Here is a 23609-nt window from a genome sequence, read left to right as displayed (position 1 = left end):
TTCAGCTTGCTTCAAAATAGTGAGGATCTGACTGTCTGTAAAATGTGCTTTTTTCATAATTTTCTCCTGTGTTTACAATAAGAGAAAATTCTACGTTTGGCATCTATTATTTTTCGGGGGGATTACCCCTTTAAATAAACAGATCAGTGAGAATGCGATTGAAGTGGCACGATTGTCAAACTTTGGGATTGCATATTTCAGCAGTATCGATAATTGGAATACATGGTTAGACACACCCAATGTTCAATTTGATAATCAACCTGCACGAGCCATAATGAGCAGTATCCGTGGCCGTGAATTAATACGCAGAGTCATTAGCGGGCTGCAACATGGATTTACAGCGTAATAGTCGTTTACCGGATAGGCCCTAAGCAATATAACACTCCCTGTAATTGTCTTTTAGTATTGAACGCCATAGTGCAGGATCCATTGCCTTGCTGATTATACCGTATCTACACAACAATCGGGTATGCTTGAAAAGGCCTCAACTTGTCATTTTTAAGCCACATATTTTTATATGTAAACCTAGTTTCTCAGCTGTTTTTAATCACGCAACTGCTTTGGTAATCCCTCCGAAAATAATAGAAGCCAAATATAGAACGTTCTCTTCATGCGTCCATATAAAAAATACATAAATAATCTTATTTACCACCTATAAACCCTATCTAAAACATATAATCAGTAAAAAACCACAAAAACAAAATAAACCATTGAATTAAAATAACTTTTAAAAATTTTTTAGAAAGTGCTAAATAGGGGGGTCTATTTTTTGGAAGTCATTAAAAAAGCTAACATGCTTAAAAACAGTTCATTTAAACGGTATAATTATTCGATAATTTTTAACTCAGACTAATGTCCCTAGGTACTTTACTGATCGTATCCCCTTGGTTTTGTAACCATATAAGCTCCAAATATCACAATGCCTGACATACTGGTGTAGCTAATATGTTTATTACATGGCATTACCTAATGCTTATTTGTATTAGCATGAACTAAAAACAGAAGCTTACTTCCCCTTATTTTATTGAATACCTACAATAACAGAACTATACTTCCCTTTTGAGCATAACTATTATAATTTTCGGAAGTATAATTCTGAGGTATTTATGAGTGTAATATTCCAATTGTTTCACGCTGGTCAGTGGCATGATGCTGCTGAATTAACGTTTACAGGTGATGAAATGAGCTCTAAAGTAAGGCTCACTTACCTTACAGACTATCTATTTTCTATAGCGGATAATGATTGTATTGATAACAGAGCATGCTCTGTTAATGCACCATTGAGTATTATTCCGACAGACTATTTAAAGTGGCCTGCTCTTTTAGATGATTTAATGCCTGTAGGAAAGTCTCGCTCCTGGTGGTTACGGCGTTTAAATGTGGCGCATGAAACGCCTTTTAAGAAAAATATCGCTTTACTAAAAAACGCATGTAATTCACCTATAGGCAATCTTCGAGTTAAAGGGCATTCAAACAAAGTATCAACCAATAATGATGTACTTTACTTTGAAATAAATGATGTTGTGTCTTTACAGTATGATTTTTTAGAATATGCCAATGAGCAAGGTGCCACGGTTGGAGGGGCAACGGGTGCAGGCGGTGTTGCTCCAAAACTACTGTTAATGCTTGTTAAAGATAAAGTATACATAGATGGCGACTTTGCCGGAAAACCTTTAACCGGCATTGCGTACTTAACCAAATTTGCTAGAAACAACCGGCAAGAGATTGATAACGATATTTTAAAAGCTGAAGGGGTTTATTACAAAGTGCTAAACCAAGTGCTCGATGGTTTGTCAGTAGAGACTATGGATCCCTCTTTAATAAAAATACTCGAGCATAATGGCCAAGTAAGCTTATGGCTACCTCGCTTTGATATTGAAATTAATAATGGAATTGCTCATAGGTTAGGTATGGAAAGTATCTATTCAATTATCAATGCAGAGCCTGGAAGTGTGCAGAATCATTTTGATGTGATTAATCGCCTTTGGGCAAAAATTAGTAACGTAACTGATATGTCATCTGAGGATTTTATAAAACAGTATGTTGCACGCGATTTTTTGAATTTAATCTTTGGAAATTCAGACAACCATGGGCGTAATATTTCATTTCTCAAAAAAGAGAATAAGATTTCGTTTGCGCCTATTTATGACTTTGCGCCAATGAAAGCAGATCCTGAAATGGTAACGCGATTATTTAAGTGGGGTGACGGTTTTGAACGTGGAGGCAAGGTAAACTTTTTACATATCGCTGAGCAACTCTCACCTATGTGTGATCCAAATGAATTGATTGCATATCTTCAAGAAATAGCCAAAAGGCTCAAAAATTTACCCATAAAACTTTTAGATGCCGGTTGCCCAAATAGTATTGTTAATTTTCCTTCAATTGGGTTTGAGTTTTTAGAGAGTAAGTTTGTACAAATGGGGGTGATGGATGAGTAAGTATGATGGGTTAGAAAGGTTGGCACTTTTAGCACAAATAGAGCACGACATTTTAAATAATGAAATAGAAATAGGTGATGCAGTGCGATTAGTTCGCACTAAGCTTTATAAAATGTCGCAAACACGCTTTGCTAATTATGTCAAAGTATCAGATAGGACATTACGTGATATTGAGAAAAACAACACAGATCCTCGCTTATCGGTTTTAAAAAAAGTACTAAAGCCGTGTGGGTTTGCTTTAACATTAAAAGTGATGACTAGAATTGTTTCTTAAAGTGACTTCTCGTCACCTTATCAGGCGATGTATAGTGGTTAAGTAAGTTTGGCCACCTATTACGCAGTAAACCCATATTGTAGAGCGTTAATGACACGGCGCATCAATTCGCCCGGACAGTGATTATCAAATTGTAGATTGGGTATATCTAACCACTGATCCCAGCGTTTGACATCACCAAAGCCAGATAATTTTGCTACCTCTAATGCATGTTCACTGATCTGTTTATTGAATGGCTTTGCAGTATTGCGAATTAAGTCCGCTCGGTTGTTGCTTTTGCAATATCACTCACATTCCAGCCCATTAAATTAGCAAATGCACGAAGACCCGCCGTTCTAAGACCGGTTTGCTCAACAACATTAAATAAAGCTTTAGCCTGTAAACATTAAATTTGTACTAAAAATTTTAAAAGTTATAATTTAACATGCAGCTTAAAATATACTCATCAGGAGATCATTTATGAACGTCATACAAGTAGCAACGTTATTGATTTTAGTCATGACTGCATTGACTCTCGTTGCTGGTTTATACGCTCTTAGAAATGGTAATAGATAGTGTTCTTTTTTAGTTAGGAATGTTTTCCTGATCTGAACCATCATTAGTGGACACTTCGTTAAGCGACATTTAGTTGTTCAAATTTATCGGGGCTTAAATAGCCTAACGCACTATGCCTTCTCTTTTTGTTGTAATCAATTTCTATATATTCAAATACATGCTGCCTCATGGTTTCTCGGTTCATAATAGGCTCATATTGGATGGCTTAGACCTTGAGTGAATGGAAGAAGCTTTCCACACACGCATTATCCCAGCAGTTGCCTTTACGACTCATACTTTGCATTAAATGATGTTCGCTTAATAAATCACGATAAGCATGGGAAGCATATTGGCTGCATCTATCACTATGCACAATGACATATTTAGGTCTACCTCGGCGCCAGATAGCCATTTCCAGGGCGTCACACACCAAAGATGAGGTCATGCGTGTACTCATTGACCAACCAGTCACTGAGCGCGAGTACAGGTCGATAATCACAGCAAGGTAAATCCATCCTTCGCTGGTCATTAGATACGTGATATCACCTGCCCATTTTTGGTTAGGCTTATCGGCGGTAAAGTTCTGCTCAAGTAAATTAGGCGCCACAGGTAAATTGTGTTTACTGTCGGTGGTCGACTTGAATTTACGAGCTGCTTTAGCGACTAAACCCTGACGTCCCATGCTTCTGTTGATGGTTTTTACATCATGTTTATTTCCTTGCTCCGCCAGCTCGACTTGGATACGTCTCGCACCGTCTCGCTCTTTACTGTCAACAAATACGGCTTTGACCTGAGTATCTAACATTTGCTGTTGTTGTTTGCGCTTACACACGTGCTCACATGATTTTATCCATGCATAGAACCCACTTGGCGATACACAAAGTACCTTAGCCATTCTGATAACGCTGAATGTGCTTCGGTAGCTTTGCATAAATTCAAATCGTGTTATTTTTGATTTTTCGCGAAGTAGGTGGCGGCTTTTTTTAATATATCTAGCTCCTCTGCTTGCACCGCTAGTTGGCGTTTCAAACGAGCATTCTCGGTAGCTAACGTACTTTCTCTATCTGATGTAGACGCTTTTTTCAGAGCAGCAGTTCGCCAATAGTAAAGCTGGGACTCTGCGACACTTAATTCTCTGGCAGCTTGAGCAAAACCTACTTTACTCGCCAGCTTTAGTGCTTCTTCTTTGAATTCTTCTGAATAGGATTTACGTTTGGTCTTAGTTGTCATGTTTCACCTCTATGAGTTAGTTTACTCACTTAATGAGGTGTCCAAAACTATTGGTTCAGATCAAATTATCAGACGTCATCAATAGCGTATATTCAAGAATTAAAGTGACAGGACATTAGGAAGTTGAAAAAGTTTAAGTTTATAAACAATCAATCAAAAAAGGAGTTTCTAGCGTTGCCTGATAAAATTCAAAAGCGCTTTGCAAATGATTTAAACGCAATCTGTCAAAACAAAGAGCCATTTAGCAAGTTTAAGCACTTAAAGGACAGTGTAGGTATTGGCGCGGTTGAACTGATAGAAAACAGCAGACCAGCATATAGAACGATTTATGTTGCTAAATTTGCTGACACTGTTTTTATTTTGCACTCATTTACCAAAACTACTAACGGGGTAGATAGGCAGGCAATGGACACTGCGAAGAAACGATACAAATTAATGGAAAAAAGAAATTAAGTGACACATACCACTACTTGAACATATATCAACACCAGTATATAGTGGTTATAAGTTGAACAATAAAGTTGTTAAGATGACTCTTGAATACTCAAATATCTTTGATGCAATCACAGAAGATAAAGCAGAAGCCTCTGAACTACAGACGCGCTCAGATCTGATGATTGTTATTCGTGACATTATCAATGCTAAAAATTGGTCACAGGCCCATGCAGGAGTTCAATTAGGGTTAACTCAACCTCGCGTAAGTGATCTGGTAAATGGCCGAATTGATAAATTCAGCATTGATAAGTTAATGACTTGTTTATATAGAATTGGTTTTCGTTTCAAACCATCCTTTACAGATGATCAGTTAACAATGGCTGTTGAAGCAGTTAAAACACACTAATTGGAATAATTAATCAGGAAATACACATGGAATTGACATCGCGGATTCAAATCTGAGCTAGTACACATAACGTTTAGGTGGCTTTAGCCGCCAAGCCCTCCTGCATCAATTTTGCAGGCGTTTCAAATCCAAGTGTCTTCCTCGAACGATTATTAAGTTACTCAAGTACTGGTATAACTTGCGCTGGTGTTATCGCCTTAAAATCTGTGCTCTTCGGCCAATACTGGCGTAGTAATCCATTCGTGTTTTCATTCAATCCGCGATCCCATGAGTGATAAGGGCGAGCAAAATAAACAGGAACACTTAATGCTTCTGTGATTTGCTCGTGATAAACGACCTCTTTTCCATTGTCCGCGGTGATGGTATGAAGCGCTGACCTAAAAGGGCTTAATAATTATATCGTCGCCGCAGTGACGACCTCTGCTGTTTTGTCTGCCACCTGAGTTGACACAGTGAATTGCGTGATTCGCTCCACAATGGTAACAAGGGCGCCGCGATGACCTTTACCTATTACGGTATCTATTTCCCAATCTCCGATACGACCTTTCTCATCAACTAGTTGTGGACGTTCTTCAATGCTAACGGGATTTTTTATTTGCCCTCGGTTTGTCTTACCGAGCCTCCATCATCTAATTGAGCCAGTTGCTCATTTAATCTCATGATAAAGGAGTCAAAATTAGTCGTGTTAGTAAGCTTTTAGGCCACACGAAAGAAGTGACAACGGTTTTGTATATTGTTAATGATAAAGAGAAAGGTTATGAGGATGTTTTAAATAGCTTGTTTTAATATTGTTCTATACTTATTGTTATCGTAATAAAATTTACTGTAATATAAATTACAATAACTTTAAGAGGCTAGTGTATGCAAAAATTTTATAACAGAGAAGTCCAGCTTAATAAGTTACGAACGATCTCTGATAATATAGGGCAATCCAAAGGCCGGTTAAGTGTCGTTGTTGGTCGTAGGCGTGTCGGTAAAACGCGTTTACTTAATGAAGCTTTTCAAAGTATTACGCAGCAATACCTTTATTTATTTGTGAGTCGAAAATCTGAGAGTGCCTTAGTCAGCGAATTTTCAACTATATTGCAAAATGAATTGAATACAAAGTTCTTTAAGCCAGAGTCTTTGAAAGATATATATGAATATTTACTAGATTACTCCACGCATACACCTATCACTGTAGTTATTGATGAATTTCAGGATATTGAACGAGTAAATAGTAGCCTATTTTCAGATCTACAAAACCTGTGGGACGAATATAAAAATAAGTCGATGATGCATTTGGTTTGTTGCGGGTCTATGTACAATTTAATGACCAGGATCTTTAAGGATGAAAAGCAACCATTACTGAATCGTGATGATTACTTTTTTAAAGTTAATCCTTTAGCGCCGAATTATATAAAAGCAATTATGAAGGATAACGATAGATATACGCCAAACGAGATGCTTACTTGGTGGTGTTTATCTGGAGGTATACCTAAATATCTTGAATGGCTAACTAATTCAGGTAGTTCACCTTTTGACACACTAATTTCAAATGGTTCGCCCTTAATAAAAGAGGGTATGCATCGACTTGTCGAAGATTTTGGTTCTGAGCATCGTGCCTATTTTGATATTCTAGGGGCTATAGCCAGTGGTTATAATAGCCGGCCACGAATAGAGAATTACTTAGATACGAGTGTCGGTGTACACTTAGATAAATTAGAAAAAGATTTTGATATCATAACAAGGCTCAGACCGATTACTGCAAAAGAAAACTCTAGAGACATTCGCTATAAGATTGCAGATGAATTTTTAAGCTTTTGGTTTCGTTTTATATATAGTAACCGAAGTGCAGTTGAAATAGAGAACTATGACTTCATAAGACGCATAGTATATAGGGACTTTGATACGTATTCAGGCACCCAGCTAGAGACATTATTTAAAGCTATTATTATAGAATCGAAGCAATTTAATAATATTGGTAGTTATTGGAATAATAAGGGTGAAGATGAAATCGATATTGTTGCTATTAACGATTTAGATAAAGAAATTTTAATTGCTGAAGTTAAGCGCCAATACAAAAAGTATAGTGAGCCAAAACTGATTTTGAAGTCTAAGAGTTTATTGCAGAACTTAAACAAAAAGGGTTATAAAGTTTCATATAGAGGGTTTTCACTAGACAACTTAGATGACATTCAGAATGAGTTTAAAATGTTCGAGCCTGTAACGGATTCTGTGTAACTGCTCGTTTTTAGTTTTTTAATTGACGCTAGATATATAGTTGCTGATATGAATCGCACTCCTTAATGTATTGTCTGATCATCTTGCCTTAACATTGCCTAATGAGATTAACTTCGAGGATATTTTCAATTTTCTGTTTTTTACCGCTCCAAATGTACTTGTAATGCCCACTTTGAATAGGGATCGTCACCGCTTTAGGCTTAAATGCGGCTACGCATTCCCTCCCATCATCACGAACGCTTTTATACAGTAGGCCATTACTGTCGTTTGATGCCCCAAGCTCTATGCTCTATGCTTTATGCTTTATGCCCGTAGCTCGTAACCCGATGCCCGTTACCCTTAGCTCTTAACCCAAACACCGTGCTTGGCTTAATCTCTACCTATCACCTAGCACCTTTATTTTATAAGCTCGCAGCCCGCCCCCCTAAGTTCTAGGCTCAAAGGCCCGTTACATTTTCAGAGAGCCCGGTGTACATCCATGCTTTTATGAATAACTCGAATAATTACAACTTGTATCTTGTCGAATGCTTTGTAATAAATAACATGACTCCCTTGCGGTCGCTTTCTATAGCCTTCTCTAATGTAATCACAAATATAACCTAGCTCTGGTTCTTCTACAATTTGATGAAAAACGCTATCAAGTAATTTTAAATTGTCATTTCTCTGCTGCCTGCCCCAGTTAAGTTGCGTGTAACGAGCGATTTTTATTAAATCTGATTTAGCTTTTTTAGATATATGAAATTTCATATCAATGATTTTCTTTATCTAAGTCACTTAATAGTGTGTCATATGAATAATCAGCTATTCCGCTGTTTTCTCCCTCAACCAACATATTCCTTAAATTGTTCATTTTCAATTCTTGATCTTCTAAGGCTCTTAATCCAGCTCTTAGAACTTCACTTGCAGATCCATACCTACCAGTCTCTAATTGCTGACTAATAAATGAGTCAAAATGCTCACCTAATGTAACACTTGTATTTTTCGCCATGCCAACCTCCGATACCAAAATTCAATATATTTTGGTATCAAAAACATATCAAGTCAATTAAGAAAGACAAAAACACCTCCTAATCCTACGTTGCTAAAGTATAAGCAACTATTTTTTAGCTTCTTATTAAGGCGGTATGGTTGAAATTTAAATCAAATAACCCCTTACTTTGAATAACGTAACTAGGTTCTTTGAGAAGTTCGACTTGCTCTGTAAACATAACCTTACTTCAAATCAAATGACAGTGTTGATTTCTTAAAATGCCGGGTAAGCGGTGATTGCGATTTTAACGCGCTTATCACACAGTTCCCTTCAACGCCGTAGAAAAATTATTGGACTCTATTGGGTGAAATATTGATAATTTTTATTAGCTATATAGCTAACATTCAATAAGTGAATATATGTCGAGTAGAGCAAATATTGGCAAACAAATAAGTACTAGCAGGAAAGCTTTAGGCTACACGCAACAAAAGATATCAGAGATCGCAGGGATTAATAAAACAACGATTTCCGAGGTTGAGAACGGTCGCTTTACGGGTTCGTTCGATATATTTGAACGCCTGCTTGATGCAGTTGATTTACAATTTGAAGTTACCTCAAAACAACACTCTCTACCAGACTGGGATACCATTGAAGATATATTCTCGGAGGATGACTAATGAGTGGCACACCACTGCTTCCAAATAAAATTACAAATATAACAGTATACACTGACTATGCTGAAGTTGGCGTACTAACACATGGCTCAGTTGTATTAGTGGCTCAGTATGTACAGCTCAGTACATCACTACCAGCCAATACAAGAAAACCTACACGTATCACTTACTATGACTAAAAAAGGCATGGATGGTTACTCATCGGGTTCTCTTCATCCTATATTTTCACAAAACTTACCGGTGGGTCATTTTTTCACCCAAATTTGTATGCTTATTAGCATAACATTTCTTCCTTAATGGGTGGCCAAAATCACTGTACCACTTCAGCTGAGCTGTACTAGTTCAGCAGTAGAACCTTTTATCACCCCCTCACCTGTAAACCCTTTAAAAAGACTTTTTGCCGACTTCGCTTTTGTGATGGAGCACAAGAATGCCTAAACTTAATAATTTGGAAACATTGGCAGTCCACTGACCAAAATAAGCTTTATGTAAGATTGCTATAGCCGAAATTCAGTACGGTGATCCATCTGCATGCTCAATTCCTTTTTCGCAGACGAGAGTAACCCAACTAAGTTTGATATTAAAAACTCACGGAATTTGTCTTTGCCTAAAGTTCGATCATATGCCTCTTGGCTTAAAAATCGCTTCATTTCTTGATCGAAATCGCGTCCATTTACAATGCTTTCAATTGATGCAATTCTCGTATCAAGCAGCTCAATAAACCCCTCTATTTTATAATCGCTCACTTTCTTCTCAATGAGCTTCTTATTGATCGTAGCCCCTTGCTGTTGTAACCACATAAGATCCCAAATATCACGATGCCTAACATACCTTTGAGTCGCTGGAAGTGAGATAATTTTATCTGCCATTATCTCTTCTAATGACTCAACATAAATAAGCGTATCTTTATAACCATCCGGCAAAAACGCATAATTTTGTTTCAGGGGCAGTGGTACTTTTGTGTGAGCCAGAATATTAGCAACTTCAATTTTAATCCTCTGCTTCGCAATACTTTTGTGCTCTGGCGCAGTGACTATTGCTATTTGCCATTTATCAATTCTTAAATCGGTATATTTAGGATCTTTTTTAAGCGACTGAGGTTCCTTAACCGTTATTTCAAACCCATATCTGTCGCCAATATACTCCTCGATTACTTCTTTCATTTTTGATAATGTCTTGCTGTTGAAATCATAGCCCCCTGCGAAATCGAGGTCTTCACTATAGCGATTAGAACCGTAGCATAACCTTAAACTCGTCCCGCCTTGAAATACAATATCATCCAGCATACCTGCTCGATCGAGCGCAAATAGAATATCGTAATGAAGTAGCTCTTTTTCGATTACAGGCTTATTACCTGAGCCAGCATTTTCTTCCAGCGCTCTTTCAACTAAAAAATTAAAGTTCTCTCGTTTAGTCATCATGCATTACCTCCATATCAATTAAATGGGTATTTCTACCAACCCGATTTAAGTCCCTCAGTGCAGCAGTCTTTGATGCTATTCTTAAAGGCCTATCAGCCTGGATAATGTAAGGAAGAATATCCCTAACTGCACGCTTAGTATGTGTAAACTCAATAATGCCATAAGGTGTTTTATATTCACCTTTCGTCCCCGTAGTCATAAGTGTTAACCTGTCAATTGGGATCTGAGAAATTACACCGTACGCTGATAGCGCGGACTCTAAGCTCACATAATTATATTCTCCACGTCTTAATGCCGTTGCAATCAAGTCCAACGTATTAGATGTATTTTTATATCTAGATAAAGCATATACATAAACGCCCCTAGCCACTCTCTCCAAAATACCGCTCTTAACAAGGCGAGCAAGACTTTCGTTTAGTGAGCGCGGAGAATCTTCATGGAAAATTTTAGATAAATCTCGATGCAAAAAAACGTAGCGGCCTTTCTTATCTAATTCATTCAGTCTTTGAATTGCTCGTTCTTGCTTCATAATTAAGTCTCTACTTATTACACTTATAGGCAGTATAACTAACCACATAACGCAAATCAAAGCTTTAAGTGAGTAGTTACAATGTGTTTAGGCAGTATAATAGACCACTTAGAGCGCGTAATGACCCTATTTAGTAGGAATTAAAAAATCACCGAAGAGAAGATGAACTACCAACATTAATACGAGAGCCTTTAAACCAGCCAAATTAATTGACGCTAGATACAAGTCAATATTTCTGGTTATTTCATGACCCATGCAACCTCACCACCTACTTAACATAATAATAGCTATCGTAAATTGGGGTTTACGAGAGCTATTTTATAAGTTATCAGTGCTATTTATAGCTTCAGATAAAAGGTTTGAAAAGCTTAAGAGGTATAGAAGCCTGGAAAAGTGTGGAAATTCAAAGTTCGTTCAGATGAATGGGTACTAATATTTTTAGACTATCTAAAATTTACGGAGAAAAGGCAGATAGTAACAAACCGGTTTTACCTCAAATACACTGAACTAAGTTAAGTGATGTGAGTGTTGCACCATCTTATATTTATGCTCCAATCTTTCGTAGGTACTATTTAGTAAACTATTAACTAGTTGTGAAAGTACATATTTAATTTACGCAAAAGTTATCAAGCTTTTTAAAAGCCAAACTTCAGTAATACTAAAGCGGGATCTAAAAATCTAAAAATTAGACTAACGCTAATGTTGAAAAAATATTATAGCTGTTATAAGTTACATACGTCGCTAAGGTGAAAACTATCTTCAACGACAAAAACCTTTTTACTTTGGTAAAGAATTCGCTTCGGCGAAAGAGAACCATTATCGCAAAGGCGATAAAAAACCATTATCGCAAAGGCGATAAAAAAGCATTATCGCAAAGGCGATAAAAAAACCATTATTGCAAAGGCGATAAAAAACCGTTATCGCAAAGGCGATAAAAAACCATTATCGCAAAGTCGATAAAAAACCATTATCGCAAAGGCGATAAAAAACCGTTATCGCAAAGGCGATAAAAAATCTTTTTGCTTCGGCAAATAAAAAGTCGCTTCGGCGATAAAACCCCTTTTTTGCTTCGGCAAATAAAAAGTCGCTTCGGCGATAAAACCCCTTTGGCTGTTTAGCCAACTAACCGCTAGTTCAACTGAACTAGCAAAGTAGGTTTAAACCAGCCTACCTAACCACACAACCAATAAGCATTTTTGTTAATTTGCCTATAGGTCTCTTTTTTGTGTCCAAAATTTATCAAAACAAAATTGCATAAGTATATTTTCAATAACTTAGCATTTTTGACTGCGATTTTTTATATGGGACACGAAACCTAAAAATCACTAACCAATTGAAATAAAAAACTTACAAAAATTTAAAGAGTACATATTAAGAGCTCTATTTTGGAGCTTATCAAGAGCTCTAATTACGATTCACTCTGTACTTATGGAGTGAGCTGTTGCTTTGTTCTCATCCAGCAAAGTAACTCTTTTTACTACGGCTTCGATTATGTAGGCCTTATTAACATGTCCTAATCGTCACAGCAGCGAAATGAAAACTTTATGCTCTTTTGATGATTAAAACGTATAGAGAAGCTAATTATGAAATACAAACAAAAATCGATACCACTTTCAAAGGCTGAGCTGAAGCCTCACCCGCTACTAATTGAATTAACCAAAAATGATGTGATACAGCTAAGAGCAAACCAAAGTATCGATGACTTACCTATAGAAGTAATACAGTCATTATTAGACTTGCACCCATTAGCTGTGATTTTTGATACTGACGATAATAGCTATTTAACACTTACAGCAAGCAGCATACTTGAACGCTTTAAAGCACATCCACTGAAAGCGAAATTAAACTTAAGACTGCTTATTTACCCGCAAGAAGTTACCGAACAAGTTCTTCTGACAACTCTACTCTTTGACGGTGCATTAACGCTTTTTTCAAAAAGCAATTTAAGTACAAATATTAAACACCGTCTTAATTGCATTAAAGAGCAAGGAATAGCGACACCTAAACAATATGTATTGGCAAATCTAGCTAATACATCTCCTTCAACTTTTCGGTAATGGAGTGCTAAACATGGGCATATCGGAGCATATTGCGAGAAGTAACCGTTTAAGTAATGCCGGTGGTCGCTACCCTAATGCATTAGCGCACGCCACAACATTAGCTATTATGTTGATAAAGCTAGCTAGAGTTGATGCTAAAGCTCGCCCAGCAATGACTGCAGTAGCACTATTCATGTGGTTAACACTAGGCTGGAAGTACATTAGTTCGGCAAGTGATATTCCTGATTTTATAAAAATACCTGCCACAAAACCTTGTAAAAAGCACACTTTTCGCACTTATTATGATGGTACAGTATCGTGGGCTGAGTATGCGAAACCCTATAAATACAAAAACCGTATTGTGTATTTATGGCAACCTATGCCGACCTATTTAAATGTATTTTTTCAACGCTTTATTAGCGATCACACTTACGGTACGCCTTTTTTAAATCTCAAAAACAAAGCACATTTATTTGAGATAATAAAGGCAGCATGGAAAACACCGAATACATTAAAAGATAACCCTCGCGTTAACAAAAATACCTTCCAGCATTATTTTATTAATTGTGCTCAGGCGGATAACACACTAGGTGCAATAGTTCGATCACAGCTAATAACGAATAATAGAGCACATCATTCTAGCGCGATATATTACCAACAGTTAAATACTGATCGTATCCGTGGCAAGATATTTAATGCGCATAACCGCTACTTATCACGCCTTATTAACGCAGCAAAAAAAGCTGAACTCCACGTATATTTTGAGCTCTTTCTGGAAGAGTATTCTGTAAACCTTATTAATACGTCAATAACAGAGGCCGACTATTTATCGCAACCTGGTGAGATAAGTCAGTTTGAACTCGATATCACACAAAACAGTCGTGATAAAAAGCGCACTCCAGCGATTTTAATAGGCAGTGCTCGATCACTTGAAGATAACCACGTCAGTCACTTTTTCCAAAAAGTACATACGTTAGTCGTAAATGCTAAAGAAAGAGTCTTGGCTAAAGGCCCTCGTTCAAAAACATATTTAGCAAATCAATCGGCGCTGCGAGATTACTATAATAAAGCAACCTATCGTATTGCATTACTGTTTATTGTTCTTACTGGCGCAAGGCCTACACATAGCATCAGTATATTATCAATTTATTACTCAGGCTCTGATGTTGTATTTATCAAAGATAAAGGTGTCCTTAGGCAGCTAATACTCTGTGATTACTTGCAACAAGAGATTAAACAGTATTTATCCTTACAATCAGTTATTCGTACACAACTCAGCATACATACTGAATTAGATGAGCTTTGGTATACGTGTAGTGAGAAAAACATCCCGAAGGCCCTAACAAGTCGCGAACTTCGTTTATTCATGCATCAAATTTGGCCCAATGTAGTGCCTTATCAATTGCGCCACTTTTTTAGTTTCTGTGCTAATAGCCATATGTTTTCAGACAAGCTATATGACAACGATATCGATCGGCTGATGGGGCATGAAAATCTGGGAGAGCGCCTCGGAAGCGATATGTTGTTCTCACCTCGATTCGAAGCAATTAAAGGTTTTTTAAATACACTACCGAAGCGTTTAGGACTGAAGGATTTAACTTATGTCTGAAAAATTTATACATCAGCATGCAAAAAAAATTGCTGAGTATTTGACTCAATCTTGGCCATTAAAGACAACAGAAGGTGACATCTTTTGGGTATTAGAACACTGGCAAATAACAGAAAAGAAAACGCGTATTGTCGATAATACCGATCTCAGCAAGATCACTCAGCAGATCAATGCTATTCCGACCGGTAAGCAACGAGCATATAAGCAGGCGCTTGAGGGGATTCTTTTTTATTTGGGAGAAGCGTGTCATTGGCAATTACCAGCACTTATAAAAAACACAATCAGTGACACCAACCATCAATATTTTGAAGAGCTTGCAAAAGGTGCAGCGCACGCACATAAAATTTTTGCATGCTACCAACAACAAAAAACGTATTTTTTTGATACAAGGGGCTCATTAACACCGTGCTTTATGGCATTAATAATTGGCTTTGAGATAGCCCCCTTATCGCTTGAGCATATCAGCGCTATTTTAAATAATCCGAATTCGATTATAGATAAAGAAGGTAATCCACGCCTTGCTATTACTCACATGGGGTATGGGGCAGATGAATTAAGAACAACTCATTACTATTTATCAATCGAAAGCTATCGTTTCTTAGAGGACTATTATGCGCAGTCACCTCCAAGAATAAGCTCAAAATGTTTGTATGCAGACTTATCAAGTTGGTTGGAAGAAAATGGGTTACCGGCCTGTAGTATTAAACAGATATGGCCGAAACGATTTCAAATCCATTGGTATCTTCGTTTTCAGCTACCGCCTGTTTTCGTTAAGGATTTGGCTAACCCTGAGCGGCATGTCGGTCTATCAAAATCCACTACTCTATCAAAAATAAGAGAGGCCGGGATTTATGCTATCGATTGGGATACCAAATGGTTTGATTCATTAACTAAATTACAAAAAAAAGTGCGTTGGCCTCATGAAGACTTACTCAAACACTCTGAAAGTTTCAGCACTGTCGAAACACCGCCGTGGGATGCCAATAACATTCTACCGCGCTTGTTATTTGATTACACAAAACAGCTGCTTGTGTATGGGGGAGCAAAAAAAGCGTCCCTTGCACTAGGATCGATCAAAAACTACACCTCACTTAAAAGTAAACTTGAGCCCTACCCTCTGTGTTACGCAGAGGCTATTAGCGAAGAGGCTATTAATGGGTGGGCTCAAACTGTCTATGACTCGATAGACTCCGATATAGTAAAAGGCACCTTTTATAATTTTTTACGCTTTTTAAGCTACCAAGAACAAACAGATACACTCGATTTATCTAGCTTTAGCTCACCTCTGGTAGCGCCATCGGTGAGTCCTGGTCGATTAACTGTTGACGAATTTGACCGTCTACTGGAAGTGCTTTTATCGAGCAAAACTAACAACCCTTTTCGTAGTTTATTTGGTGCGATTGCAGCATTATTAGGGTTTTACGCTATGTTGCGTCGTGGTGAAGTTCTAAGGTTACGCCGTAAAGATATTCGATTTAAACCAGGTACTGGTTTTATAACGATCACGGTAACTAATACATCAGAAGGCAACACCAAAAGTAACACCACTCGCATGGTGTACACCACACTTCCTGTGCAGTACCGCCTGTTATTTATATATCTATTTGAAATAAAAGAGAACATACCTCGCGAGGAACCTTTGTTGGGGTTTGAAGGCGAGAAATACCATTCACGCCAGCTTTATTACTTATTACCTGTGTCGCGTGCTTTACGGTATTTATTTGGTAAGCATCTTAATTTTCATCATCTTCGCCACAGTGGTGTACATCTATTTATGCTGCAAACACTACATTTCGTGATCGATACACCAAATGAACACCGAGGGAAAACCCCATTAGAGCAAGAAGTGCTTTCAAACGACTCAGTGACTACTCGTTTCGATTATTGGTTTGAAGGCAGAGCTGTTAACGAAGTGAATGATGCTGCTTTTTTAGATGAAATGGGTTTGCAAATTGGTCACCTCTACTATGACACAACAAGGTGGTCGTATTTACATGATATTGAATGGCTACTCCCTATTATTAGTCGTGCCCATGCACCGTATGTTCTTCATGAATATACGCACAGTGAGCTGCGCTATTTATTAGGGCTACACCCTAAATCTAACGACCTATCTCGAATACTACTTAGGCTCAGCCCTGAATACGCCAATAAAACACTGGGACAAAAACGCAGTCAACCAGTAAAAATGAGTGATAGGCAGCTCAGAGAGGTCATACTTGGCAAAAAGAGTGAAGCGGAAAAAACGAGTACAACTATTGATCTTGCCTCAATGTGGAAAAAATCAATTCATAGTAGCGAACACTCGTTACTGGGTTTTATTTTTGAAGCCATGTTTGAACATAAAGCACTCGACTTCAGTGCACTTAGCTTTATATGGGGTAATGGCAGTAAGCATCATATTCAACCGGTTTCTAAAAAGCAGCATACAGCTCTAAGCAATCTACCTCCCGTTGCACTTTCTGATGATGGTCAATCATTACAAATAACGCTGGCCTGCAATAGCAAAAACGCTCGTGCATTTACCACCGCTTTTAGACATAGCGATTGGGGCTGGTTAACTAGCAAATTTGTATTATCCGTTAATCGAAAAAACAATATCGAACGACAAAAACAGCTGCTTAAAGCACAGTTCGCTCAGAAAAATGAAGTCATTCAAATCACTAAACATGCTACAGGAGAAACAACATTAACTATTTATTTAATACCCAAAAAGCCTCTTTCACCTAGTGTGCTCAAGTTTGCACATAAATTTATTCAATCATTCAAATACAATAAGGAACAACCATGAAGATTAAAATTCCTAGTAATAAAAAAGCACTATTCGAAAGCATCACGGAGGTTATTGATACTCGTTATTTTGATAACCTAGCAACCGTATTAATAAATAAAAAAGAAGAGTCGATTACAATAATAGCGGGTAAACCGCCTTTATGCTCGCACAGTAAATTTACACTTGATAAATCTTCTAGTCCTGTAAAAGACACACAATTTTCTATAGATGGCAGTTTTATAAAGCAGCTTCCAAACTATTCTAGTAAAGATGAAGACATTGAATTCAGTGTTCATACCTCCTTTTCAAATGCGACATCAGTTGAATTAATCCATAAAGACACTAAAAGCAGCGAAAATGCACTGCGTCGGTGTGAGTGTGTTGATGTATATGAAGCGCATTTAACTTATCTCAAAGAAAGTGCACAGCGCCCAACCTCAACTGTTTCTAAAGCTACAATAGAGCGAGTTATATATGAGGCAAAACAAAATATGCCTTTAGAATTATGTGAAATGAACGCAGAAAAACAATATTGTCGAGTTCAACGCGATGGTAATGTAGAGGAAGTGCACCTACCTGACAACCTAAATCTACCGGTTTCAATGGTTTTGACAGAGGAGGTTATCCGTGAGGTTGATAATGTATGTAAAGCAACAGAAGGCGATGAAATTGAAGTTGCCCAACAAGGTGAATCAATCACCTTTAAAACACCGGAAGTCACAGTCACTTATTCATTGGCCGGCGTTGAAGAGTTTTACGCAAAGAAGCCTCTTAAATTCATTAACGAAAAACATGTTGTAGTAGATTTCCTTGCAGTTAAAAATGAAGTTAGGCACTGCTCAGCTGAGTATAAAACTATTAAAAAATCAGATAATGCACTCTTATATTTAAGCGGTGATAAAGCCGCTATTGCATTTATTATGCCCCCTTTTGAATTTGTGCACCCAATCGCGGTAACTCAAACGTGTAGCGAAACAAAAAATAGTGAGTCATTATATCGCTTTTCACTAAAAGCACTATTGGGCATTAACATTAGCGACTTAACCCAAGCGGAAAGTACGCGCCTCGACATTCTTAAGTACGAAAACGGCGAACGTAAATTAGGTGTGTATTTTTCACTTGAGAACACATTACCACATCGCACTATTTCGATTGAGAAAGATGAGAGCCAGCTTCCTAAAGTTGCAGCGTTGCTTGAAGAGTTAAATCAAAGTCAAGCTGGTACAAATGCTCGAAATACAAAGCGAGAAGTACAAGAAGACTTATTTGGGTACATTATGGATAAAGAGAAAGAGTATTAACGCTGAAAAGCACTAGACAAATATACAGTGTTTACTATATTTTAAATGTGAAATTCTAGTCAGTAGCGCAATTTTGTACTTAGTGTATGGTATTCGTATTACTGACAATAAAATAAGCAGTTGGGGTAGAGAGACTGGAACCTCCCTACCCCGTACCGGCTGCGCGACGTTTAAACCAGCCCAGCCGATGGCTTAATTCTAACGAATTCCATTGGTGAGGGATAGATCTATTTATAGATCCATTAACTAATGGAGGCCATTATGGCTCACATTCGCATTCGTCCTAACGGACGTATTCAATTTGATTTACACCTTTATGGGCAACGCTTTCGTGAAGGCACTAAGCTCATGGCAACGCCGGCTAATTTAAAAAAAGCCAATACCCTACTCAAAAAAATGAACGCAGAAATTGATTTAGAAACGTTTCAATACCGTGATTATTTTCCTGAGAGTAAAAAAGTAGCGAAGTTTGAAGCTCTACAGCGCAGTAAACACCCCGATCGCCTTCACCCATTTTTTAACGACTACGCCAATGAGTGGTTCGATCGTCAAAAAGCCAAATGGAAAAGCAGCTACCAAAGCGTAGTACGCAATACCCTCGATACCTATTTGCTCCCTGAATTTGGTAATATATTGGTAAGCGAAATTACATTGGCCAATGTAGATTATTTTCGCGAAAGCTTAACGTTGATAGAAAAAAATGGGCGACGAAAGCTCACCAACAAGCGTATTAATGGCATTTTATGGCCACTTATTGCAATTTTAAGCTTGGCGGCTGAAGAGCATAACTTTCCTTACCCTATGCGCCGATACAAAATACTTAAAGAAGAGCGCGCTGACTCTAACCCATTAACGGCTGATGAGGTTCAACGGTTTTTAGAAGCAGCGCCTACACAGTGGAAAGATTACTTTAAAGTGCGTTTTTGGACAGGTATGCGCAGTTGTGAGGTGCACGGCTTACGTTGGGAAGACATTGATTTTAATCACCGTCTTATTCGTATTCGCCATAACTGGGTTAATGGTGAGTTGTGTGATGTGAAAACGCCTAAGTCACGTCGCGAATTAAAAATGTGCGATACGCTCTATACACTATTCAACCGCTTAAAAGAGCAAACAAGTAGTGACTTTGTATTTACTCATAAAGACAACCCACTCGATAATCACTTTGTGAGTAAACAGCTGTGGTATCCCACATTAAAAAAAGCGGGATTAGCACGTAGGCGCCCTTACGAAACACGCCACACTGCGGCTGTGCTGCATATTGCCGCACACGAAAACCCGCTTTATATTTCACATATGTTAGGGCATAGCGATACACGTTTATTATTTGAGGTTTATGCGCCATACGTAGCTAATGCATCTAGGCAGGATGGGTATGCATTTAATGAAATGATGATTGAGCGTGGGATTGCTTAGCAAGGGTTGAGTTGGGGTATACGTGCTTCTAACCGCATTAACGTTTTCAAATAGGGATATTAGTAATAACGCCTAGATGACGCTCAAACAGAGCGTACCTAGAGATAGCGTTAGGAGTGAGTGCACACTCACTCCCTACTAGTAGTTCGTTTACAATAATGCTTTTATTGCACTGGCAATATGCTCAGCTTGCGCTTGCGAGGCCACTGAATCTGTAGACTCAACCATAACCCGGATGAGTGGCTCAGTGCCTGATTTACGCAATAAAACACGCCCAGTGTCTGCCAATATACTTTCGGCATCAAGTACAGCTTGCTTTACTGAGTCAGTATTGAGTATTTCATCTGCATTATTTTGTGTTAAACGCACATTTAAAAGTACTTGCGGTAATTTTTGCATACCAGCTACGTAGTCTTTTAAGGATTGCTTTTGCTGTATAAGCGCAGTTAGCACTAAAAGTGATGCAACTATACCGTCACCCGTGGTTGCATAGTCTAAGTGTAGAATATGCCCAGAGCCTTCACCGCCTAGTTTCCAACCGGTGTTTTTAAGTTGCTCAACAACATAGCGGTCGCCTACTTTTGCGCGCTTAAATGGAATACCCATGTCTTTAAGCGCAAGCTCTAAGCCCAGGTTCGACATAAGCGTACCTACAACACCGCCATTCATATTACCTTGTAACTTCGCCGCTTTTGCCAGAATATATAAAATTTGGTCGCCATCAACAACGTTGCCCGCATCATCAACAAGCATTAGCCTGTCAGCATCACCATCAAGCGCAATACCTAAGTCTGCATTGTTAGCCACTACGGCAGATTGCAAGCTATCTAAATGGGTAGCGCCGCATTGCTCATTAATATTTAAACCATCGGGTTTGTCATTAATGCTGATCACCTCAGCACCTAACTCTGAATAAACATTAGGGGCAATGTGATACGCTGCGCCATTGGCGCTATCTACAACAATTTTTAACCCTTCAAGGGTTAAGTCTTTGGCAAATATGCCTTTGCAAAATTCAATGTATCGGCCAGCGGCATCGTTAATACGCCTTGCTTTACCTAAACGCTCTGAGCTTACACACTGCATAGCGTTATTATTTAAAGCTTGCTCAAGCAAAGCTTCAATTTCAAGTTCTTGTTCATCGTTTAACTTCGTACCAGAATTATTAAAAAACTTAATCCCGTTATCATAATACGGGTTATGTGACGCACTAATTACAACGCCTGCATCCGCTCTAAAGGTTGATGCTAAATAAGCAACTGCTGGGGTAGGCATAGGGCCAACAAAGGCAACATTTACACCGGCAGCAGAAAGGCCTGCTTCCATTGCCGACTCAAACATATAACCGCTATTACGTGTATCTTTACCGATTAAAATTTCTTTAGTACCGCTTGAGGCTAAAACCGTACCCGCAGCCCAACCAAGTTTCATTGCAAAATCAGGTGTGATAGGAAACGTGCCTACTTTTCCTCTTACACCATCGGTACCAAAATACTTACGTGACATGATTATTCCTTTATAAATTTAGTAAAAATTGATTTTAAAAAATAAAATTTTAGAAAGCAAAAAGCGCGAGTTAAACTCACGCTTTATATATATTACTGTAAAATTAGATCCAACTTTTGACTTCTCTAATTACCTTTCTTCTATCTAGCTTTAAGATTCACAACGTTTGTTTGAGGAGTAGCTTCAACAGCAGGTACTTTTTTAGCATTCCAAACCAAATCGCAAATACCATCAGTGGGGTTAAACCCAGTTGGTGCATCGAGTAATAGCTGACGAATTTTTTCGTGCTCAAAGTTATGGCATGCAATATCTAGAGCTTCAATAAATACATTAAGTTCACTGAGTGGTAGCATTACTTCATGTGCGGTCATTATACGCTCATGGGGAGTTTGCTCTACCTTATCGCCTATTAACAGCTCTTCGTAAAGTTTTTCACCTGGGCGTAAGCCGGTACACTTTATTTCTATATCACCATGCGGGGTATCGTCGGTTTTAATTTCGAGGCCCGATAGCCTAACCATTTTGGTTGCCAAATCACTTATTTTTACCGAGTCGCCCATATCAAGTACGAATACATCACCGCCCTTGCCCATAGCGCCTGCTTGTATTACAAGCTGTGCCGCTTCAGGGATGGTCATAAAATAGCGAGTAATATCGGGGTGAGTTAATGTTATTGGGCCACCTTCTTTTATTTGGCGGCGAAATAATGGTACTACTGATCCACTTGAGCCAAGCACATTACCGAAGCGTACCATACAAAAACGTGTTTGGTGTTTAGCTCCTTGCTCTTGTGCTAAGCCTTGCAACACTAGCTCGGCCATACGTTTAGTAGCGCCCATTACATTTGTCGGGCGTACGGCTTTATCCGTAGAAATCAATACAAAGGTATCTACGTTAGCCTCAACAGCGGCCTTTGCGGCGTAGTAGGTACCAAATACATTATTACGTACACCCTCTACTACATTGTGCTCAACCAATGGTACGTGCTTATAAGCAGCGGCGTGGTAGATGGTTTGCACACCAAAAGTTCTCATTACCGTTTCAAGGCGGTTTACACGTTGTACTGAGCCCATAATGGGGATGAGTTGAATATTTAGTGTGTTGTTAGTTATGTATTCACCCAATTCTTTTTCAATTGAATAAAGGGCAATTTCACTGCGCTCAAACAAAACCAATTTAGTTGGTTTGAGTTTAACTATTTGTCTACACAGCTCAGAGCCTATTGATCCACCCGCACCAGTAACCATCACTACTTTATTGGTTATATTGGCGGTCATTAAATCATCTTTAGGAGTTACGGGGTCGCGTCCAAGTAAATCTTCAATTTCGACGTCTATAAATTCGGAAAGCTTCGCTTTACCTTCAACTATATCAGCCATACCTGGGATCGAAAGTACTTTAATGCTTAATGGCTCGAGTTGTGCGAGTACTTCTTTACGCCTTGCACGTGTTTCACTAGGCATAGCAAGCAGCACTTTTGTTGCCTTACGTTTTTTTATTAATTCATGTATGTCATTAAACGCACGTACCGGTATGCCTTGTATTATAGAGCCATGTTTTGTCACGTCGTCGTCAATAAACGCACTTACAAAGTATTCAGGACCTGCATTTAAAGCCGTTGCTAATTGACGCCCCGACGAGCCTGCACCATAAATAATGACCGCATCTTTGTTGCTGGTGGTCATTCTTCCTATCAGTGCACGCACTATGATGCGTGAACCACCTACGGTTAATAAACATAGCCAAGCAAAAATAAATGGCATCGTACGTGGTATATCTATACCAACAAAAAATGCTAGTAACACCAAGCTTACCGTAGTGATAAGCGTAC

The 23609-nt window shown here is 38.4% G+C and carries 20 protein-coding genes and 2 pseudogenes; 13 read left to right on the top strand and 9 right to left on the bottom strand.

The window, feature by feature from the left end; all coding sequences use genetic code 11:
* The first annotated feature begins 163 nt into the window (after positions 1–163).
* From PSI06_RS17850 to PSI06_RS17840, 3 genes are all read left to right on the top strand, one after another.
* Positions 164–346, top strand: coding sequence for an MbcA/ParS/Xre antitoxin family protein (locus PSI06_RS17850; RefSeq protein WP_273603426.1), 183 nt, complete (start codon positions 164–166; stop codon positions 344–346).
* A 760-nt stretch (positions 347–1106) separates the two neighbouring features.
* On the top strand, positions 1107–2438 hold the full coding sequence (locus PSI06_RS17845) for a HipA domain-containing protein (protein WP_197098241.1): 1332 nt from the start codon (positions 1107–1109) through the stop codon (positions 2436–2438).
* Positions 2431–2712, top strand: a complete 282-nt coding sequence (locus PSI06_RS17840) for a helix-turn-helix domain-containing protein (RefSeq protein WP_197098243.1) — start codon at positions 2431–2433, stop codon at positions 2710–2712. Before PSI06_RS17845 ends, PSI06_RS17840 begins: the two co-directional genes overlap by 8 nt.
* Before the next feature lie 613 nt (positions 2713–3325).
* On the opposite strand, the pseudogene PSI06_RS17835 reads toward PSI06_RS17840, so the two are convergent.
* Positions 3326–4476 (bottom strand): annotated as a pseudogene (locus tag PSI06_RS17835) (IS3 family transposase).
* Positions 4477–4599: 123 nt separating this feature from the next.
* On the opposite strand from PSI06_RS17835, the gene PSI06_RS17830 reads away from it, so the two are divergent.
* Entirely contained in the window at positions 4600–4929 is a 330-nt protein-coding gene (locus PSI06_RS17830; RefSeq protein ID WP_197098245.1) for a type II toxin-antitoxin system RelE/ParE family toxin, read from the top strand.
* 76 nt (positions 4930–5005) lie between these two features.
* Positions 5006–5317, top strand: a complete 312-nt coding sequence (locus PSI06_RS17825; RefSeq protein ID WP_197098247.1) for a helix-turn-helix domain-containing protein — start codon at positions 5006–5008, stop codon at positions 5315–5317.
* Between the two features lie 73 nt (positions 5318–5390).
* Here the strand turns inward: PSI06_RS17825 and PSI06_RS21735 are convergent.
* A pseudogene (locus PSI06_RS21735) lies at positions 5391–5933 on the bottom strand (IS30 family transposase); the annotation flags it as partial.
* Positions 5934–6178: 245 nt separating this feature from the next.
* On the opposite strand from PSI06_RS21735, the gene PSI06_RS17815 reads away from it, so the two are divergent.
* Positions 6179–7540 (top strand): ATP-binding protein, encoded by a 1362-nt coding sequence (locus PSI06_RS17815; RefSeq protein ID WP_197098249.1) that lies wholly within the window; start codon positions 6179–6181, stop codon positions 7538–7540.
* An 88-nt stretch (positions 7541–7628) separates the two neighbouring features.
* On the opposite strand, the gene PSI06_RS21515 is transcribed toward PSI06_RS17815, so the two are convergent.
* From PSI06_RS21515 to PSI06_RS17805, 3 genes are all read right to left on the bottom strand, one after another.
* Positions 7629–7826 carry an RES family NAD+ phosphorylase gene (locus tag PSI06_RS21515; RefSeq protein ID WP_331461816.1) on the bottom strand — a complete coding sequence of 66 codons (198 nt, stop codon included), beginning with the start codon at positions 7824–7826 and terminating at the stop codon, positions 7629–7631.
* A gap of 170 nt (positions 7827–7996) precedes the next feature.
* The gene (locus PSI06_RS17810) at positions 7997–8287 is read right to left on the bottom strand and encodes a type II toxin-antitoxin system RelE/ParE family toxin (RefSeq protein WP_197098251.1); all 291 of its coding nucleotides are present in this window, start codon (positions 8285–8287) and stop codon (positions 7997–7999) included.
* Between the two features lies 1 nt (position 8288).
* On the bottom strand, positions 8289–8528 hold the full coding sequence (locus tag PSI06_RS17805; RefSeq protein ID WP_008113998.1) for a type II toxin-antitoxin system ParD family antitoxin: 240 nt from the start codon (positions 8526–8528) through the stop codon (positions 8289–8291).
* A gap of 401 nt (positions 8529–8929) precedes the next feature.
* On the opposite strand from PSI06_RS17805, the gene PSI06_RS17800 reads away from it, so the two are divergent.
* Together PSI06_RS17800 and PSI06_RS17795 are read left to right on the top strand one after the other, a co-directional pair.
* Positions 8930–9187 (top strand): helix-turn-helix domain-containing protein, encoded by a 258-nt coding sequence (locus tag PSI06_RS17800; RefSeq protein ID WP_197098253.1) that lies wholly within the window; start codon positions 8930–8932, stop codon positions 9185–9187.
* Positions 9187–9363, top strand: coding sequence for a hypothetical protein (locus tag PSI06_RS17795; RefSeq protein WP_197098255.1), 177 nt, complete (start codon positions 9187–9189; stop codon positions 9361–9363). The genes PSI06_RS17800 and PSI06_RS17795 overlap by 1 nt, the downstream gene beginning before the upstream one ends.
* Before the next feature lie 318 nt (positions 9364–9681).
* On the opposite strand, the gene PSI06_RS17790 is transcribed toward PSI06_RS17795, so the two are convergent.
* Together PSI06_RS17790 and abiEi are read right to left on the bottom strand one after the other, a co-directional pair.
* Complete coding sequence (locus PSI06_RS17790) at positions 9682–10605, bottom strand: nucleotidyl transferase AbiEii/AbiGii toxin family protein (protein ID WP_197098257.1); 924 nt, start codon at positions 10603–10605, stop codon at positions 9682–9684.
* Positions 10595–11134, bottom strand: a complete 540-nt coding sequence (abiEi, locus tag PSI06_RS17785) for a type IV toxin-antitoxin system AbiEi family antitoxin (RefSeq protein ID WP_197098259.1) — start codon at positions 11132–11134, stop codon at positions 10595–10597. Before abiEi ends, PSI06_RS17790 begins: the two co-directional genes overlap by 11 nt.
* Before the next feature lie 1583 nt (positions 11135–12717).
* On the opposite strand from abiEi, the gene PSI06_RS17780 reads away from it, so the two are divergent.
* From PSI06_RS17780 to PSI06_RS17760, 5 genes are all read left to right on the top strand, one after another.
* The gene (locus PSI06_RS17780; protein WP_055254443.1) at positions 12718–13191 is read left to right on the top strand and encodes a hypothetical protein; all 474 of its coding nucleotides are present in this window, start codon (positions 12718–12720) and stop codon (positions 13189–13191) included.
* Between the two features lie 154 nt (positions 13192–13345).
* Positions 13346–14782: a hypothetical protein gene (locus tag PSI06_RS17775; protein WP_273605051.1), complete on the top strand. Its 1437-nt coding sequence runs from the start codon at positions 13346–13348 to the stop codon at positions 14780–14782.
* Positions 14775–17573, top strand: coding sequence for a site-specific integrase (locus tag PSI06_RS17770; protein ID WP_273603424.1), 2799 nt, complete (start codon positions 14775–14777; stop codon positions 17571–17573). The genes PSI06_RS17775 and PSI06_RS17770 overlap by 8 nt, the downstream gene beginning before the upstream one ends.
* Positions 17570–18856 carry a hypothetical protein gene (locus PSI06_RS17765; RefSeq protein WP_273603423.1) on the top strand — a complete coding sequence of 429 codons (1287 nt, stop codon included), beginning with the start codon at positions 17570–17572 and terminating at the stop codon, positions 18854–18856. The genes PSI06_RS17770 and PSI06_RS17765 overlap by 4 nt, the downstream gene beginning before the upstream one ends.
* A 261-nt stretch (positions 18857–19117) precedes the next feature.
* Entirely contained in the window at positions 19118–20272 is a 1155-nt protein-coding gene (locus tag PSI06_RS17760) for an Arm DNA-binding domain-containing protein (protein WP_273603422.1), read from the top strand.
* 150 nt (positions 20273–20422) lie between these two features.
* Here the strand turns inward: PSI06_RS17760 and glmM are convergent, their stop codons facing one another.
* Positions 20423–21778, bottom strand: coding sequence for a phosphoglucosamine mutase (glmM, locus tag PSI06_RS17755; protein ID WP_273603421.1), 1356 nt, complete (start codon positions 21776–21778; stop codon positions 20423–20425).
* Positions 21779–21918: 140 nt separating this feature from the next.
* A partial coding sequence (locus tag PSI06_RS17750) for a polysaccharide biosynthesis protein (RefSeq protein WP_273605050.1) occupies positions 21919–23609 on the bottom strand: 1691 nt, incomplete at its 5' end.

The organism is Pseudoalteromonas sp. GABNS16E (assembly GCF_028598715.1).
Lineage (GTDB): Bacteria > Pseudomonadota > Gammaproteobacteria > Enterobacterales > Alteromonadaceae > Pseudoalteromonas > Pseudoalteromonas atlantica.
This window is presented reverse-complemented; position numbering and strand designations above follow the sequence as displayed.